The following is a 15,287-nucleotide window of genomic DNA, read 5'->3' as shown; positions in this document are numbered from 1 at the left end:
ATTCTGCTAGGGTTTCGTCCCCATTTGTCCTAGTTTTCAGCGCATGGGATTTCTTCTTCGCCCAATCCTCTCAGGGGCACAGCGGGGGCTGGCGGTATGAGCCTGCTTGAACCGCATAACCTGCCGTTCCTGATCGCGTTCGGCGCGCTGGCGCTGATCGCGCTGGTGCAGCTTACCGGTGTGTCCGAAGCGGTTGAAGGGGCGGGCGATTTCGATGCGCCCGATGGGCTGGACGCCAGCGGATTTGGCGAAGCGCTGACCACGCTGCTGGGGCTGGGCCGGGTGCCTTTCCTGATCTGGCTGGCGGCGTTGCTGTTCGTGTTTGGCACGGTCGGCGTCATCGGGCAGATGGTATTGGCCAGCACATTGGGCGCACCGCTTTCCGCCGGGTGGGCCGCGCTGCTGGCTGGCGGGGCGGCGCTGCCGCTCACCTCTCTCGCTGCGCGCCCGCTCGCCGCGATCATGCCGAAAGATGAAACCACTGCCGTCACGCTTGATGAACTGGTGCGGCGCGATGCCGAAATCCAGATCGGCACCGCGCGGGCCGGATCGCCCGCCCGCGCCAAGGTGATCGACCGCCACGGCCATCCGCATTTTGTCATGGTTGAACCCCATGATGAAACGATTGAATTGAACGCAGGCGATACCGTCCTGCTCGTCCGCCGCGAAGGTCAGACTTTCTTCGCGATACATTATGAAAGCCCGCTGCTTGGGCTGGATAGCTAAAGGGAAACGCAAATGGCTTTGACCACGACCGGGGATGTAAGCTCATCCGGTGATCTGATGACATATGGTGTTGTCGGCGTGAGCGCGGTGCTCTTCGTCGTCATCTTCTTCGCGTTTCTCATCCGGCTGTATCGCCGCGCGTCGAAGGAAACCGCGTTTGTGCGCACCGGGCTTGGCGGGGAAAAGGTGGTGATGAACGGCGGGGCGCTGGTGTTTCCGGTGTTCCACGAAACCATGCCGGTCAACATGAACACGCTGGTGCTACCGGTGGTGCGGCGCGATAACGAAGCGCTGATCACGCTGGATCGGTTGCGGATTGATGTGAAGGCCGAGTTCTATGTGCGCGTGCGTCCCGATGCTGCGGCCATCGCCATGGCCGCGCAGACACTGGGCCAACGCACGATGCAGCCTGATCTGCTCAAGGACCTGGTCGAAGGCAAATTCGTCGACGCGCTGCGATCGGTCGCGGCGGGGATGACCATGAACGAGCTGCACGAACAGCGCGCCGACTTTGTGCAGAAGGTGCAGCAAGTTTCGTCCAACGATCTGGCCATGAACGGGCTGGAACTGGAATCGGTCTCGCTGACTGGCCTCGACCAGACCAGCATCGAACACTTCAACGCCAACAACGCGTTTGACGCCGAGGGCCTGACGAAGCTGACCGAGCAGATCGAAGCGCGCAAGAAGCTGCGCAATGATATCGAGCAGGACACCCGCGTGCAGATCGAGACCAAGAATCTCGAGGCTAATCAGAAAAGCTTCGAGATCGCGCGCGATCAGGAATATGCGCGGCTGGAACAGGAACGCGAAGTCGAAGTGCGGCGCGCTGCGCAGACCGCCGAAATCGCCCGCGAACAGGCCGAACGCAACCGTGAGGCTGACGCCGCCCGGATTGAGGCCAAGAAGCAGGTCGATGCCCAGCAGATCGAGGCGGATCGCCTGGTCGAGGAAGCCCGCATCGATCAGCAACGCGCGCTCGAAATCGCCCGGCAGGAACAGCAGATCGCGGTGCAGAACAAAAGCCGCGAAGAAAGCCAGGCCAAGGCCGAAGCCGATAATGCCCGCGCCAAAGCGGTCGAGGCCGAGGAAGGCGTCGCTACCGCGCGCGAAAGCGAAATCGCTGAACGTCAGAAGAAGATCGAACTGATCGAAGCGTCGAAGCAGGCCGAACGCGATGCGATCGGGGTGAAGGTGCAGGCCGAAGCGGAGAAAGACGCCGCCACCAACCGCGCCGAAGCGCTCCGATTGGAAGCGCAGGGTGAGGCCGAGGCCGAAAAGCTCCGCGCCGAAGCTGCGCGGGTGCGGTTCGAAGTCGAAGCCGCAGGCCAGCGGGCGATCAACGAGGCGGCGAATATCCTGTCGAACGATCAGATTTCGCTCCAGACCAAGCTGGCGCTGTTAAAAGTGCTGCCCGAAGTCATCCGCGAAAGCGCCAAGCCGATGGAAGCGATCGATTCGATCAAGATCGTGCAGGTCGATGGGCTTACCAATGGTGGGCGCGGGGCTGGCGACGGTAATGGTTCGGGCGGGTCAGGCGGCGGATCAGGCAACCTTGCCAGCGATGCGGTCGCAGCGGCGCTCGCCTACCGCGCGCAGGCACCGGTGCTTGACGGGCTGATGAAGGAACTGGGGCTGGATGGCTCGTCGCTGTCCGGACTGGTCAAGGGCGCAGCGGAGGCGGAGGCGGCACCTGCGCCCGCCCCGGCACCGGCCAAGCCTGCGCCGCAAAAGTCCATCGCGCGCGACAATGACGCGGACGTGTCGGCAGGCGAGGCGACGGAGTAAAACACCAATCCATCAAATCCGTTCGCGGCTACACGCGTGCGTCAGCGCGCTTTCCTACCTGTCCGGGCTCTGCCAGGATCGCGGACATGATCTGTCCTGCCCGCTCCCTTCGCCGCTGCTCGAACACGCGTCAGGGGTAGGCGTTTTTCTGTTCCTGGACAGTGTCACATGTGTCTCCAACACGGGCGGCGTGGGGAGGCGAACCCGGCTTATCCCAGCAACCTTTGCGCAATCGCGCGCACTTCTGCGCCCATGTCGGGCCGTGCCAGCGCAATCGCCAGCGTCGCCTCGACAAAGCCGGTCTTGCTGCCGCAGTCGTAACGCGCGCCATCAAACGTGACTGCGTGGAACGGCTGGGTGCCGATCATCTTGGCCATTGCATCGGTCAGCTGGATTTCCCCGCCCGCGCCTTTGCCCTGATGCTCCAGCACCCGCATCACTTCGGGCTGGAGGATATAGCGGCCCGAGAGAATCTTGTTCGACGGCGCTTCGGCTACGCGCGGTTTTTCCACCAGCCCGCGCACTTCGGTCAGCGTCGCCCCGGAACCGGTAACTTGCGCGCCGGGGTCGATCACGCCGTAGCTGGAAACCTGCTCCATCGGCACTTCAAGCACGCTGATAAGGTTGCCGCCAACCGCGTTATAGGCCTCCACCATCTGCTTCATGCAGCCAGAGCCGCCTTCGCGCGCGACCATCAGTTCATCGGGCAGGAAGATCGCAAAGGGTTCATCCCCCACAATCGCGCGCGCGCACCAGATGGCGTGGCCAAGGCCGAGCGGCACCTGCTGGCGCACCGCGATCACATCGCCCGGCGTGGCGCGCGTGCATTCGAGCACCGACAGATCCTTGCCGCGCTCGGTCATCGTCTGTTCGAGTTCAAACGCGATGTCGAAATGTTCGACAATCCCGGTCTTGCCGCGCCCGGTGACGAAGATCATCTGCTCGATCCCCGCCTCGCGCGCCTCGTCCACCGCATACTGGATCAGCGGACGGTCAACCACGGGGAGCAGTTCCTTGGGCACCACTTTGGTCGCAGGCAGGAACCGCGTGCCGAGCCCGGCGACGGGGAATACGGCCTTACGGATCGGCTTGGGAGGCATCAGCGTATCCTTACTGGCTTGTCATGCGCCTAACCTGATCCGTGCCGCGCTGTTTGCACAAGGTCAATCACTGTTGGCTGTTCTGCGCCACTTGTTGCGCCTAAAGCACTTTTCGCTAAGGCTGACGCAATGGACAAACTCATCATTCGCGGCGGCAACCGCCTTTCCGGCTCGATCCCGATTTCAGGCGCGAAAAACGCGGCGCTGACGCTGATCCCCTGTGCGCTGCTGACCGAGGAGCCGCTGACCCTGCGCAATCTGCCGCGGCTGGCGGATATTGACGGGTTTCAGCACCTGATGAACCAGTTCGGCGTCACCACTTCGATCCAGGGCACGCGCCCCGAGGATTTCGGCCGGGTGATGAGCATGGAGGCGACCCGGATCACCTCCACGATCGCGCCCTATGATCTGGTGCGCAAGATGCGCGCCTCGATCCTCGTGCTCGGCCCGATGCTGGCGCGCAGCGGGGAGGCGACCGTGTCGATGCCCGGCGGCTGCGCGATCGGCAACCGCCCGATTGATCTGCACTTGAAAGCATTGGAGGCCTTCGGCGCGCAGATTGAATTGGCGCAAGGCTATGTTCGCGCGGTGCAGCCCGATGGCGGAATGCCGGGCGGGGATTTCGATTTCCCGGTAGTGTCCGTCGGTGCGACCGAGAACGCGCTGATGGCCGCCGTGCTGGCCAATGGGACAAGCAGATTGTTCAACGCCGCGCGTGAGCCTGAGATTGTCGATCTGTGCAATATGCTGGCGGCGATGGGGGCGGAGATCGAAGGGATCGGCACCTCCAACCTCACCATCCATGGGGTCAGGCGGCTGCACGGGGCGACTTACCGCGTCATGCCCGACCGGATCGAGGCAGGATCCTACGCCTGCGCGGCGGCGATCACCGGGGGCGAGGTGCGGCTGGAAGGCGCCAAGGCCGATGACATGATGGCGACCATCCATGCGCTGCAAGCCATCGGCATCCACGTCGATTGGGACGCCAAGGGTGTGAACGTGCGCGCGAACGGCACACTGAAAGCGACCAATCTCACCACCGCGCCCTATCCGGGACTTGCCACCGATATGCAGGCGCAGCTGATGGCGCTGTTGTGCAAGGCCGAAGGCGCGAGCGTGCTGACCGAAACGATCTTCGAAAACCGCTTCATGCACGTGCCCGAACTGGCGCGCATGGGTGCGGACATCAACACCGAAGGCCGCACCGCGATCGTCAAGGGCGTGGAGCGGCTGACCGGTGCCGAAGTCATGGCGACCGATCTGCGCGCCTCGATGAGCCTCGTCATCGCCGCGCTGGCGGCTGAGGGCCAGACCACCGTGCGGCGCTTGTATCACCTCGACCGCGGCTATGAACGGCTGGAGGAAAAGTTGCAGCTCGTGGGTGCGGATATCGAACGGGTGGATGATTAAGGGCCAGTCGTCATTGCGAGCGCAGCGAAGCAATCCATGGTGAACCGGCTGCGAATCTGCGCGACAGCCGCAATCGAAGTCCATGGATTGCCGCGACCTTCGGCCTCGCCATGACGAAGTCTAGCGGTTCACCACCAGCCACACCCTGATTGCGCTTGCCAGCCCCGGCGGGGTGGGTGACTTGATCCGCTCGGCATCAATCCGGGCGACAAGCGCGGCAATCGCCACGCCTTCGCGCGCAGCAGCCGCGCGCAGCATGTCCCAGAACAGCGGTTCAAGGCTGATCGAGGTCGCATGGCCCGCAATCGAAAGCGAGCGCTTGACCGGCGGGTGATAGGGCGAGGGTGTCTCCATTCCCGCTCCACTAGCACCTAGGCCGCCTCGAAGTCGTCCACATATTCGGGGTAAAAACCGGGTTCACGGTCCGACCAGGCGGGCGCGGTGGCGGCGGCTTCGGACAGCGATTGCAGCAGCAGCTTGCGCCGTTCGGGGCGGATCGAGGGCAGCGCCGCAGCGGCGCAAAAGGCGGCTGGCAGATAGGGGCGCACGCTCGCGCCGAGCATCCGTTCATACAGGAACCGGAAGGCAGAAAAGCATTCCAGCCGTTCCTGCTCCAGATCGAAGGCGGCGATCCGCACCAGCTTGCCAAGGAAGCGTTCAACCTCGTTCGGCGTGCCTTCCTGCGGGATCAGCGCGCGCAGCGCCTTCAAATCCTGATAGGCGACATATTGGCGGCGGATCGCGGTATTTTCCGCTTCGCTGCGACCCCAACGGCGAAACGCATCGGTGCGCGCAAGGCCGATATCGAGGCTGCGTTTGATATAACGCTGCTCGGCAGGGGCGAAGCCTGCAAATTCGCGCATCTCGGCAATCGGCATCATCATGGCGCAGGTCTCCTTCAGACGAGGAGAACGTCGCACGTCATGGTTAATTTAAGGTTAGGTATGGAGATAGTGGCCGGAGTCTTTGTGTTCCGCATCGCGTCCGCGATGCGAAATCCTCGCTCATGCTGGCTACGCCAGCGTCGCTGCGGGCGGCCAGTCGGCCTTGCGGCGCACTGCGTGAGATTTTTGTGTCCGCACGCCTCCGGCGCGCGAAATCCTCGCTTCGCTGCGGGCGGCCAGTCGGCCTTGCGGCGCACTGCGTGCGCCGATTCACCGCCACACGCAAAGTTGGTTGGGTTCAGATCAGACCGGCAAGCGGGCTCGACGGATCGGCATACATCCGCCGCGCCATTCTCCCCGCCAGATAGGCTTCGCGCCCGGCTTCGACCGCGAGTTTCATCGCGCGGGCCATGCGGATCGGGTCTTTGGCTTCGGCAATGGCGGTGTTCATCAGGATACCGTCGCAGCCCAGCTCCATCCCCACCGCCGCGTCCGATGCCGTGCCCACACCCGCATCGACCAGCACCGGCACCTTTGCGCCTTCAACGATCAGGCGGATCATCACCCGGTTCTGGATGCCCAGCCCCGAACCAATCGGCGCGCCCAGCGGCATGATCGCCACCGCGCCCGCGTCCTCAAGCTGCTTCGCCGCAATCGGATCATCGGCGCAGTACACCATCGGCAGGAAACCTTCCTTGGCCAGCACCTCGGTCGCCTTCAGCGTCTCGCGCATGTCGGGGTAGAGCGTGCGCGCCTCACCCAGCACCTCCAGCTTGACCAGATCCCAGCCCCCCGCCTCGCGCGCCAACCGCAGCGTGCGCACCGCGTCCTCACCGGTAAAGCACCCGGCGGTGTTGGGCAGGTAAGTGATTTTCTTGGGGTCGATGTAATCGGTCAGCATCGGCGCCTTGGGATCGCTGACATTCACCCGGCGCACTGCCACGGTGACGATCTCTGCCCCCGAAGCCGCGACCGCCGCCGCATTCTGCTCGAAGTTCTTATACTTGCCCGTGCCGACGATCAGCCGCGAGGTGAAAGTGCGCCCGGCCACCGTCCAGCTATCCGCCGGATGATCGCCGCCGCCGACGAAGTGGACGATTTCCAGCCTGTCGCCATCGGCCAGCGGAGCATCCTCCAAAGTCGAACGTGGCACGATTTCGCCATTGCGTTCAACCGCAACCTTTTCAGGGGCAAGCTCCAGCTCGCGCACCAGATCGGCAATCGTGGCGGCGTGGGTGCGGCGTGGATCGCCGTTCAGCGTGATGGTCTTGGGATCGTTCATGGCGCGAGACATAGGCACTTGCGCCCGCGCTGCAACAGCGAGTTTGCGCAATCGCTCAGCGTACGGCGCGCAGGTTGATCAGGTGCGCGATCGATACCAGCGCCACACCCACCAGCGTCAACAGCAGTTCATCGGTGCCGTGGGGCACCACCAAAGCAGCCCCCATCAACACCAGCCCGACCAGCGCCAGCCCGAACGGCAACATCCGGCGGTGCCGCATCAGGCCCCAGCCGATTGCCACCGCCGCCACACCCAGCGCCAGCGCCAGGCCGATCCGGTGAATATTATCATCAAGCAGGAAATGCCCGCCCAGCCCAAGCGATGAAATCACCACCAGCGTCGTCAGGCAATGCAGCACACACAGCCCGGCAAGCCCGATCCCGATCTGATCGAGGCGGCGGCGCAGCGAGGTGTGATTCGCGGGGGGAAGGGCGTTATGCGTCATCTTCTTTTGGCCCTTATGTTATATTATCACATTGCGCAAGCGGCGATTGTCGCAGACTTGATTGCGCATCCCGCACCTCTGCTTGCACTGAACAGGCTTGCACAAGTCGCCGTCCCGGCACATTTACCGCTGCGCCATGGCCACCTTCGCCTCTGTATCGAACCTGTTTGCAGCGCAACCAAACCCGCGCGGGCGCCCACTGGCACTGGCGCGCTGGCTGGAACTTGTCGCCGCTATGGTGGTCGGAATCGTGCTGGTCGGCGGGATTACCCGGCTGACCGAAAGCGGGCTGTCGATCACCGAATGGAATGTCATTACCGGCATCCTCCCACCCTTGACCGAAGCCGCCTGGCAGGCCGAATTCGCCAAGTATCAGGCCACCCCCGAATACCGGCTCGAAGCGGCCATCGGCGGGATGACCCTGGCTGATTTCCAGTTCATCTATTTCTGGGAATGGGTGCACCGCCTGATCGCGCGGGTGGTCGGCCTGGTTTACGCGGTGCCGCTGGCGTGGTTCTGGTGGCGCGGCGCGATCCCGCAGGGCTACAAGGCGCGGTTGCTGGGCTTGCTGGCGCTCGGCGGGCTGCAAGGCCTGTTTGGCTGGCTGATGGTGCAGTCCGGCCTCGTCGGCGATATGACCGATGTCAGCCATTTCCGCCTGTCGCTCCACTTGCTGACCGCGCTGGCGCTGCTCGCTGGCCTCGTATGGACGGCGCGCGATATGCGGCGGCTGGCGCGGGTGCCCGGTGCGCGCCCTGCCCCGCTGACGCGCGCATCCGCGCTGGTGGCTGGCGTGTTGTTCATCCAATTGCTGCTCGGCGCGTGGGTGGCGGGGCTTAACGCAGGCCATGCCGCCTATGACTGGCCGCTGATGAACGGGCGGCTGGTGCCGGATGTCGACTGGTCGCGCGGGATTGTCTGGACGATCACCCATGATCCGTTCCTGCTGCAATTCCTGCATCGCTGGTGGGCGTGGATCGCGGTCGCGGCGCTGGTGTGGCTGGCCCGCCGGGTGCGCAAGATAGATCGCTTCGCCAGCATCGCGGTGCATAGCGCATTCGGCACGATGGTGCTGCTCGGCATTGCCACGGTAATGAGCGAGGTGTCGCTGTGGATCGCCGCCGCACATCAATTGGTCGGCGCGCTGACCGTGGCGGCGACGGTTTGGGCGATGCACAGCGATGGGACCGCACGGCAGAACAAAGACGGCGGAGCCTGATGCGCGCCAATGCTTGGTGGTGCGCGGAAGGTTCAAAGTGGCGCATTTTGCACTGAGGTATTATTTTACCGCATCAATTTATCCGGCTTTTGCTTGACTTTTGCGGGTTCGGGCGACATTTGCGCGCCTCTTGCCCGCCCGGTCACCAGATCGGAGGGCGATTCTCCGGACATTCTCCTGAGAAACAGTTTCGAACCAAGGACACCATGCCATGAAGGCGCTCAGCAAGCAGACCCAGTCCGTCAAACCGGCCGAGGTCGAAAAGAACTGGCACATCATCGATGCCGATGGCCTCGTCGTCGGCCGTCTCGCCGCGATCATCGCCAACATCCTGCGCGGCAAGACCAAGCCGATCTACACCCCGCACGTTGACTGCGGCGATCACGTGATCGTCATCAACGTCGAAAAGGTGAAGTTCACCGGCAAAAAGATGGGCGACAAGGTCTATTACAAGCACACCGGCCACCCCGGCGGGATCAAGGAAACCACCCCGGCCAAGGTGCTGGGCGGCAAGTTCCCCGAACGCGTGCTGGAAAAAGCGGTTGAACGCATGATCCCGCGCGGCCCGCTTGGCCGTGACCAGATGCGTGCACTGCACCTCTATGTCGGCACCGAGCATCCGCATGACGGTCAAAAGCCGACAGTGCTCGACGTTGCTTCCATGAACCGCAAGAACAAGGTCGTTGCATAATGACTGAAGAAACCACCCCCGAAACGACCACCGTTTCCGATCTCGCCGATCTGAAGGAAATCGCTGGCGACGCGCCTCAGGGCGATGCTGCTGAAATCGCCCGCGTGGCCATGCCGCTGCGCGACCGTGAAATCGATGCGCAGGGCCGTTCCTACGCTACCGGCCGCCGCAAGGATGCCGTTGCCCGCGTATGGGTCAAGCCCGGTACCGGCAAGATCATCGTCAATGGCAAGGATCAGGAAGCCTATTTCGCACGTCCGACGCTGCGTCTGGTCATCAACCAGCCCTTCACGATCACTGACCGCAGCGGTCAGTTTGACGTGGTTGCCACGGTGCGCGGCGGCGGGTTGTCGGGTCAGGCCGGTGCCGTGAAGCACGGCATTGCCCAGGCGCTGACCAAGTACGAGCCGGAGCTGCGCTCCACCGTCAAGGCAGCAGGCTTTCTCACCCGCGACAGCCGCGTGGTGGAACGCAAGAAATACGGCAAGGCCAAGGCCCGCCGCAGCTTCCAGTTCTCAAAGCGTTAAGACAAACAGTCGGTTTTTCCGAACAAAATCAAGGGGCTGCGAGAAATCGCAGCCCCTTTTTTGCGTAGCAGAATGGTAGCAGTTTTCTGGAAACGTTGACGTTTCGGGTTCTCGGAAATAGCAAGTTCGTAGCAGTCAGGGCATCTTTTGGGAGCTGACGATGGCACGAAGCTTCAAGACACAGCTCGCAGGGCAGATCGGTGAAGCTCTCGTCGTGGCAGAGCTAGGACGCAGGGGAATCGTCGCAACGGCGTTCGCTGGCAATGTGCCTGACATTGATCTTCTCGCATACAAGGACGGGCAAACGTGCGCGCTTCAAGTGAAGGCATGGCGCAATGGCTCTGTCAGCTTCGATGCGACGCGTTATCTCAACATCGATATCAGCAATGACATTCAGTCGGTTACGGGATTGAATGACGAGCTTGACCCTGACCTTGTCTTCGTTTTCGTGATGATCGGAGAGAAGCTCGGAGATGATCGCTTCTTCCTGCTTTCACAGCGCAATCTTCAGTTATTGATGGAGCAGGGATACACATCGTTTCTCGCGAAGCACGATGGCAAACGTCCACGAAACGCGCAAACAACCCACAACTCAGTCACGCTTGAGCAGCTTGCACGGTTTGAAGACGACTGGGCTTTGATCGAGAAAAGGTTCTGTTAGATGGCTTATTATGAGAATAAGGTCGAACATCTCGATGGGGATCTGGTTCTCTAACGCGGTCTTCGTGAAAGAGATCGCTGAGGTGAAGCCTGTTTTGGAGACGCTACGAGTAGCAGCACAAAACGGAGAACTGGATTCTGCTATTGAAATGACGCTTAGCAAACTGAGAAATAGGAAGAATTGACTTTTCAGCGCATTAGGCCAGAAATAGCAGATTGGTAGCAAAATAAATTCAGTGTCTCATAATACACTGATATTATATAATAATTTAGAGAGTTCGATTAGCAAAGCGCTAATTTCGCTCCGGCTGGCAGTTCTCGAAGCGTTAAACCGCTTCCAGACGCGAAACACAAAGGGCGGCCCCGCAAGGGAGCCGCCCTTTTGTTTTGCAGCGCTGCCGCGCGTCAGCGTTGCAGCAACATGATCCCCCAGGCGAGACCGCTGCCCGAAAGAAAGATTGGCCACGACCAATACAGCTTGGCCTCGGCCACCGGCACCAGATGAATCGCCAGCGGGCCAGCGCTCACCCCCTGAGACCCGATCACCAGCGCGATCGTTGCAGATAGGATCGCACCCAGCGTCAGCGCTTTGATCATCTCCATCGCACTTACCTTTCGCAATTGAACGGCAAACGGCTTGTCATATCGGCATGAACTGGCAGGCAGGACGCGTTGCGGCGCGGCGGAAACCTGCTGGCGCATTTCACCAACAATTTCTTAACGGCAATACTATGGGAAAGGTTAACGCGCGTCTGAGGGGTTTTCCGCGGCGGCCTCGACCGCTGCCAGACGCAGCTGGGTTTCAATCACTCCGCCAGCTTCGCAAGTAATCTCACGCCACGATGCAGGCGCACCATACCGCAGCCGGGTGGAGAGCGTACCGGTCCCGATCATGCGGGCGCTATGCCCGCCACGCGCGCGCTGCTGATCAAACGGCACGTGCACGTGGCCCGAAATGATCGCGTGCGCGCCCGCTGCGGCGATCTGCGCAAAGGCATTATCCCCGCCGATCGTCGGATTTCGGGTCGCGCCTTCCGGCCCCAGCAGCGGGTGATGCGCAATTACGATGATCGTGCGTGGATCGCCTTTCAATGCCGCCAGCGCGGCCAGCGTTGCTTGTAACGCAGCCGGTTTGATCACCCCGTCCGACCACGGAAAGCGGCGCTGCGCCCGCACGGTCGTGCGCAGCGGCACCAACACCACATCAGACGAAGCGAATGCACAGCTTACCGCCTTCTTCAGGCGATTATAGCGCCGAAACGGGTCGGTGAAGCGTTCCCACGGGTTGTAATAGGGCATATCGTGGTTGCCCGGCTCAAGCACCACCGGCACGCCCAGCGCAGCGAACCATTGTTCCGCCCGAGCATATTCGGAATGCTTGGCGCGCTGGGTCAGGTCGCCGGTGCAGATCACCGCATCGGGGCGCTCTGCCGCCACCGCGCGCGCTACGGCATCGAGCGCGGCGGCATCCTCAACCCCGAAATGCACGTCGCTGATATGGAACAAGCGTGTGGTCATCGCGCAGAACCTATACCCGCCCGCTAAGGATTAGCCATGCCGCAACGGCGTTGAACACGGTGTACCCGCCATAGGCCCAGGCGAACCCCGGCCAGCCTTCGACCGACAGTAGCAGCGCGAAAAACAGCACCACAAATTCGGTTATCAAAGCGGTGCGGCGGCCCAGCATCTGGCTCGACCGCGGCAAGCGCGCGAACAGCGGGTGCCCGCTGTCAAACACCGCGCGATTAAGCGCGAAATTGGCGATCCCCAGCACAAAGATGACAATGGTCGCGGCTCCCATGCCCGCCAATATGGCGATGCGCTGGTCGATTGGAAACCGCCATTTGTCCGGCTTTTCGCGCGATTGGTCATTTGGCGCTGCGCCGGTCGGATCGGTGGAGCGGGTTTATCGAAGCATGAATGTGCGCGCACATGAAGCGGCGTATCAAAGGTGTCAGCAGGGTGTCTGGCAAACCCCGTATCGGGGCCCCGCCCCACCCCAGACCCACTGCAATTGGAGGATGACCATGATGAAACCCCTTACCCAAGCTATCGCCGCATTCGGCCTGATCGGCACCGCGCTCAGCCCCGCCTATGCTGGCGAGCCTGAAAGGATGACGGTGAAAATCGAATTGGCCGACATCAATCTGAACACGCCCGAAGGCCAGCGCGTCCTCGACCGCCGGATTGAGGCAGCGGCGCGCACGGTTTGCCAGGTTAATAGCCCGCAAACCGGAACGCGTATCATCAACAACGACGCACGCGCCTGCATCGTCAAAGCGCGCGCCGAAGTGCGCCAGCACGCCGCAAAGCTCGCCAGAGATCAGCAACGCGGCGGCTGAACCGCGCTTGCGATCCCGCGCCGCAAGCTGCACGGCGCAGGTAATACGGCCCGAACCCTAAACCGGGTTCGGGCCGCCGTTTTACGATTGAAATCAGCGCCCCGCCATCGCCTTGACCCGGCCTAAATACGTCCGCCCGATCCTCAGCGCATCGCCATTGACCAGTTCCGCCGACCACACGCCCAGCCCATCGTGCCGCAACCCGCGGATATTGTCGCGCCTCAGGATGGTGGAGCGGTGGATGCGGATGAATTGTTCAGGATCGAGCCGTTCTTCCAGCCCCGCGATGGTTTGCAGCAGCAGATAGGATCGCTGCGCCTCCGGCCCGCCGACGTGCAGCCGCACATAATCGCGTTCGGCATCGATCTGATGCACTTCGCTGACCGCGATCCGCAGCAGCTCTGACCGATGCGGCACCCACAATTCATCAAGAAACTGGCTGGCGCGCTGACGGCGTTGCCCGCGCCGCGCCACCGCGCGTTCGATCGCACGTTCAAGCCGGTCGGCGGAAACCGGCTTGAGCACGTAATCCACCGCCTCCAGATCGAAGGCTTCCACCGCAAAGTGATCATGCGCTGTAACGAAGATCACTACCGGGGCCTGATCCTGTTCGGCAAGGCATTTGGCAACCCCCAGCCCATCGAGTTCGGGCATGGTCATGTCGAGCAGCACCAGATCAGGGCTGAGTTTCTCCGCCAGTCGCAACGCTGCCGCGCCATCGCTGGCGGTGCCAACCACGCGCACTGCGGGAATTTCGGCGCATATCACCTGCACCCGCTCCACCGCGAGCGGTTCATCATCGACTATCAGCGTGCGCAGAGGGGAATCGTCGCTGTCAGTATCAGGCATGGTGGTCCATCGGGCGGTTCAGCGGTTGCGAAAGGGGAATGCGGATTTCGGTGCGGTAGCCACCTGGCACCGGGCCCGATGTAAAGCCGATATCAGGGCCAAACCGCGCCTCCAGCCGATCACGGACATTGACAAGGCCAATGCCGAGCCCATGGCTGCCGCCTTGCGGCACGCCGGGGCCATCGTCGCTGACGGTGATCACCAGCTGATCAAGCTCCGCGCGCGCGGCCAGCGTGATCGTTACCCGTCGCGAAACCGGCGACACTGCATATTTGACCGAATTTTCGACCAGCGGTTGAAGGATCATTCCCGGCACGCGCGCTTCTTCAAGATCGGCGGGCAGATCGAACACCGTCACCAGACGCGTCGGGAAGCGCACTGCCTCGATATCGAGATAGAGCTTCTGCAGGTCGAATTCGTCCTTCAACGCAACATCGGCGGTGGGTTCCGTGGCAAGGCTGTGGCGATAGAAACGGCTGATCGTCTGGATCATCCGCTCGGCCCGTTCCGCCTTGCCGGTCATCACCAATGCCGACAGTGAATTCAACGTGTTGAACAGGAAATGTGGATTGACCTGATAGCGCAGCGATCGCAGTTCAGCCGCCTTGGCGGCGGTGCGGAACTGTTCTTCGCGCCACTGCGAAGCACGCGCTTGCACCCCTGCAAGCAGCGCGAAATAAGTCGCCGCCCAGGCCAGCAGCAGGAAGTACCGCCCCAATGCAATGTCGAGCAGCTTGCGCCAGAAATCGGCATAGGTTTCCGCTCGCGCGATGATCACTGCTTCGGAATCGACCACATCCTTGTCGTCCTGCTGCGCGCCCTCTGAGTCAGGCCCAGCCGGGCCAACCCGGCGAACCGGCACGTCGACCAGCAAATTTCCGCTTTCATCGCGCCGCAGGTTGATGTTGTATTTCTGCGCATAGGCCTGTTCCTGCGCGGCCTCCATGTCCTTGAACACGAAGTAATTGACCTGCCCGATCCCGATTGCGACCGGCAGCGCCAGCGCGATCGCGGCGGAAATCTTGATCCACAGCGGTTTGCTGTCGAACAGGCGCAGCAACAGCCACAGCACGAGGGTGAACGCCACTCCGATCGCCGTAACCAGCATCCGCCGCCAGCCGAGTTCGAACTGGAGGCCAAAATCCATCACCATCGCGCGGAAAGTGGTGAGGACGAAATAGGTCACCCACAGCACCACCATCGAAAACAGCACCGTGCGGAATGGCACGGTGGCCGATGGCGGGGCGAGGCTCGCTTCGCTGTGTCGGGACATCAACATTATGCCAAAGAGCGATAACGCCCCCGAACGGCAAGCGCCACTATGCGCGGCGCTTGTCGTCGGGCGGGGTCAGGCCTTGGTCGAATGG

18 protein-coding genes are annotated in these 15,287 nt (G+C 62.1%); 8 read left to right on the top strand and 10 right to left on the bottom strand.

Annotated elements, in window-relative coordinates; translation table 11 throughout:
• Window positions 1-96 precede the first annotated feature (96 nt).
• Window positions 97-726, top strand: a complete 630-nt coding sequence (locus tag ACSSV3_RS01585; RefSeq protein ID WP_354325953.1) for an OB-fold-containig protein — start codon at window positions 97-99, stop codon at window positions 724-726.
• Window positions 727-738: 12 nt separating this feature from the next.
• Entirely contained in the window at window positions 739-2,511 is a 1,773-nt protein-coding gene (locus ACSSV3_RS01580; protein ID WP_454184736.1) for a flotillin family protein, read from the top strand.
• Between the two features lie 209 nt (window positions 2,512-2,720).
• Here the strand turns inward: ACSSV3_RS01580 and ACSSV3_RS01575 are convergent, their stop codons facing one another.
• A complete protein-coding gene (locus ACSSV3_RS01575; protein ID WP_354325955.1) occupies window positions 2,721-3,611 on the bottom strand; it encodes a UTP--glucose-1-phosphate uridylyltransferase in 891 nt (296 codons plus the stop codon).
• A 129-nt stretch (window positions 3,612-3,740) separates the two neighbouring features.
• Here ACSSV3_RS01575 and murA point away from each other — a divergent pair, with 129 nt between their 5' ends.
• Entirely contained in the window at window positions 3,741-5,021 is a 1,281-nt protein-coding gene (gene murA / locus ACSSV3_RS01570; protein WP_354325957.1) for a UDP-N-acetylglucosamine 1-carboxyvinyltransferase, read from the top strand.
• A 120-nt stretch (window positions 5,022-5,141) separates the two neighbouring features.
• Here the strand turns inward: murA and ACSSV3_RS01565 are convergent, their stop codons facing one another.
• From ACSSV3_RS01565 to ACSSV3_RS01550, 4 genes are all read right to left on the bottom strand, one after another.
• Window positions 5,142-5,375 (bottom strand): ribbon-helix-helix domain-containing protein, encoded by a 234-nt coding sequence (locus ACSSV3_RS01565; protein WP_354325958.1) that lies wholly within the window; start codon window positions 5,373-5,375, stop codon window positions 5,142-5,144.
• A 17-nt stretch (window positions 5,376-5,392) separates the two neighbouring features.
• Complete coding sequence (locus ACSSV3_RS01560) at window positions 5,393-5,905, bottom strand: hypothetical protein (protein WP_354325960.1); 513 nt, start codon at window positions 5,903-5,905, stop codon at window positions 5,393-5,395.
• A gap of 298 nt (window positions 5,906-6,203) precedes the next feature.
• On the bottom strand, window positions 6,204-7,187 hold the full coding sequence (gene thiS, locus ACSSV3_RS01555; protein WP_354325962.1) for a sulfur carrier protein ThiS: 984 nt from the start codon (window positions 7,185-7,187) through the stop codon (window positions 6,204-6,206).
• A gap of 55 nt (window positions 7,188-7,242) precedes the next feature.
• Window positions 7,243-7,632, bottom strand: a complete 390-nt coding sequence (locus ACSSV3_RS01550; RefSeq protein WP_354325963.1) for a MerC domain-containing protein — start codon at window positions 7,630-7,632, stop codon at window positions 7,243-7,245.
• A 136-nt stretch (window positions 7,633-7,768) separates the two neighbouring features.
• Between ACSSV3_RS01550 and ACSSV3_RS01545 the strand changes: the two genes are divergently transcribed.
• From ACSSV3_RS01545 to ACSSV3_RS01530, 4 genes are all read left to right on the top strand, one after another.
• Window positions 7,769-8,851, top strand: coding sequence for a COX15/CtaA family protein (locus tag ACSSV3_RS01545; RefSeq protein WP_354325965.1), 1,083 nt, complete (start codon window positions 7,769-7,771; stop codon window positions 8,849-8,851).
• Between the two features lie 211 nt (window positions 8,852-9,062).
• Complete coding sequence (rplM, locus tag ACSSV3_RS01540) at window positions 9,063-9,542, top strand: 50S ribosomal protein L13 (protein ID WP_354325966.1); 480 nt, start codon at window positions 9,063-9,065, stop codon at window positions 9,540-9,542.
• The gene (rpsI, locus tag ACSSV3_RS01535; RefSeq protein WP_354325968.1) at window positions 9,542-10,069 is read left to right on the top strand and encodes a 30S ribosomal protein S9; all 528 of its coding nucleotides are present in this window, start codon (window positions 9,542-9,544) and stop codon (window positions 10,067-10,069) included. The genes rplM and rpsI overlap by 1 nt, the downstream gene beginning before the upstream one ends.
• A gap of 160 nt (window positions 10,070-10,229) precedes the next feature.
• Window positions 10,230-10,730, top strand: coding sequence for a PDDEXK-like family protein (locus ACSSV3_RS01530; protein ID WP_354325970.1), 501 nt, complete (start codon window positions 10,230-10,232; stop codon window positions 10,728-10,730).
• Window positions 10,731-11,134: 404 nt separating this feature from the next.
• Here ACSSV3_RS01530 and ACSSV3_RS01525 read toward each other — a convergent pair whose 3' ends face one another.
• The 3 genes from ACSSV3_RS01525 to ACSSV3_RS01515 all read right to left on the bottom strand — a co-directional run bounded on the left by ACSSV3_RS01525 (window position 11,135) and on the right by ACSSV3_RS01515 (window position 12,530).
• Window positions 11,135-11,332 (bottom strand): hypothetical protein, encoded by a 198-nt coding sequence (locus tag ACSSV3_RS01525; protein WP_354325972.1) that lies wholly within the window; start codon window positions 11,330-11,332, stop codon window positions 11,135-11,137.
• Between the two features lie 138 nt (window positions 11,333-11,470).
• A complete protein-coding gene (locus tag ACSSV3_RS01520) occupies window positions 11,471-12,247 on the bottom strand; it encodes a metallophosphoesterase family protein (protein WP_354325973.1) in 777 nt (258 codons plus the stop codon).
• Between the two features lie 10 nt (window positions 12,248-12,257).
• Window positions 12,258-12,530 carry a hypothetical protein gene (locus tag ACSSV3_RS01515; RefSeq protein ID WP_354325975.1) on the bottom strand — a complete coding sequence of 91 codons (273 nt, stop codon included), beginning with the start codon at window positions 12,528-12,530 and terminating at the stop codon, window positions 12,258-12,260.
• A gap of 226 nt (window positions 12,531-12,756) precedes the next feature.
• Between ACSSV3_RS01515 and ACSSV3_RS01510 the strand changes: the two genes are divergently transcribed.
• Window positions 12,757-13,071, top strand: a complete 315-nt coding sequence (locus ACSSV3_RS01510) for a UrcA family protein (RefSeq protein ID WP_354325976.1) — start codon at window positions 12,757-12,759, stop codon at window positions 13,069-13,071.
• Window positions 13,072-13,164: 93 nt separating this feature from the next.
• Here ACSSV3_RS01510 and ACSSV3_RS01505 read toward each other — a convergent pair whose 3' ends face one another.
• Together ACSSV3_RS01505 and ACSSV3_RS01500 are read right to left on the bottom strand one after the other, a co-directional pair.
• Window positions 13,165-13,920 carry a LytR/AlgR family response regulator transcription factor gene (locus tag ACSSV3_RS01505; RefSeq protein WP_354325977.1) on the bottom strand — a complete coding sequence of 252 codons (756 nt, stop codon included), beginning with the start codon at window positions 13,918-13,920 and terminating at the stop codon, window positions 13,165-13,167.
• Window positions 13,913-15,193 (bottom strand): sensor histidine kinase, encoded by a 1,281-nt coding sequence (locus ACSSV3_RS01500; protein WP_354325979.1) that lies wholly within the window; start codon window positions 15,191-15,193, stop codon window positions 13,913-13,915. Before ACSSV3_RS01500 ends, ACSSV3_RS01505 begins: the two co-directional genes overlap by 8 nt.
• Between the last annotated feature and the right edge of the window lie 94 nt (window positions 15,194-15,287).

The sequence above is a fragment of the Porphyrobacter sp. MBR-49 genome, assembly GCF_053628655.1.
This window is presented reverse-complemented; position numbering and strand designations above follow the sequence as displayed.

Bases quoted from the DNA above. Each gene is read 5' to 3' on its own strand.
- ACSSV3_RS01560 (WP_354325960.1), bottom strand. From the start codon at position 5,905: ATGATGATGCCGATTGCCGAGATGCGCGAATTTGCAGGCTTCGCCCCT.
- ACSSV3_RS01525 (WP_354325972.1), bottom strand. From the start codon at position 11,332: ATGGAGATGATCAAAGCGCTGACGCTGGGTGCGATCCTATCTGCAACG.
- rplM (WP_354325966.1), top strand. From the start codon at position 9,063: ATGAAGGCGCTCAGCAAGCAGACCCAGTCCGTCAAACCGGCCGAGGTC.
- ACSSV3_RS01530 (WP_354325970.1), top strand. From the start codon at position 10,230: ATGGCACGAAGCTTCAAGACACAGCTCGCAGGGCAGATCGGTGAAGCT.
- ACSSV3_RS01550 (WP_354325963.1), bottom strand. From the start codon at position 7,632: ATGACGCATAACGCCCTTCCCCCCGCGAATCACACCTCGCTGCGCCGC.
- ACSSV3_RS01500 (WP_354325979.1), bottom strand. From the start codon at position 15,193: ATGTCCCGACACAGCGAAGCGAGCCTCGCCCCGCCATCGGCCACCGTG.
- thiS (WP_354325962.1), bottom strand. From the start codon at position 7,187: ATGAACGATCCCAAGACCATCACGCTGAACGGCGATCCACGCCGCACC.
- ACSSV3_RS01545 (WP_354325965.1), top strand. From the start codon at position 7,769: ATGGCCACCTTCGCCTCTGTATCGAACCTGTTTGCAGCGCAACCAAAC.
- ACSSV3_RS01565 (WP_354325958.1), bottom strand. From the start codon at position 5,375: ATGGAGACACCCTCGCCCTATCACCCGCCGGTCAAGCGCTCGCTTTCG.
- ACSSV3_RS01520 (WP_354325973.1), bottom strand. From the start codon at position 12,247: ATGACCACACGCTTGTTCCATATCAGCGACGTGCATTTCGGGGTTGAG.
- ACSSV3_RS01515 (WP_354325975.1), bottom strand. From the start codon at position 12,530: ATGGGAGCCGCGACCATTGTCATCTTTGTGCTGGGGATCGCCAATTTC.
- ACSSV3_RS01505 (WP_354325977.1), bottom strand. From the start codon at position 13,920: ATGCCTGATACTGACAGCGACGATTCCCCTCTGCGCACGCTGATAGTC.
- ACSSV3_RS01575 (WP_354325955.1), bottom strand. From the start codon at position 3,611: ATGCCTCCCAAGCCGATCCGTAAGGCCGTATTCCCCGTCGCCGGGCTC.
- murA (WP_354325957.1), top strand. From the start codon at position 3,741: ATGGACAAACTCATCATTCGCGGCGGCAACCGCCTTTCCGGCTCGATC.
- ACSSV3_RS01510 (WP_354325976.1), top strand. From the start codon at position 12,757: ATGATGAAACCCCTTACCCAAGCTATCGCCGCATTCGGCCTGATCGGC.
- rpsI (WP_354325968.1), top strand. From the start codon at position 9,542: ATGACTGAAGAAACCACCCCCGAAACGACCACCGTTTCCGATCTCGCC.
- ACSSV3_RS01585 (WP_354325953.1), top strand. From the start codon at position 97: ATGAGCCTGCTTGAACCGCATAACCTGCCGTTCCTGATCGCGTTCGGC.
- ACSSV3_RS01580 (WP_454184736.1), top strand. From the start codon at position 739: ATGGCTTTGACCACGACCGGGGATGTAAGCTCATCCGGTGATCTGATG.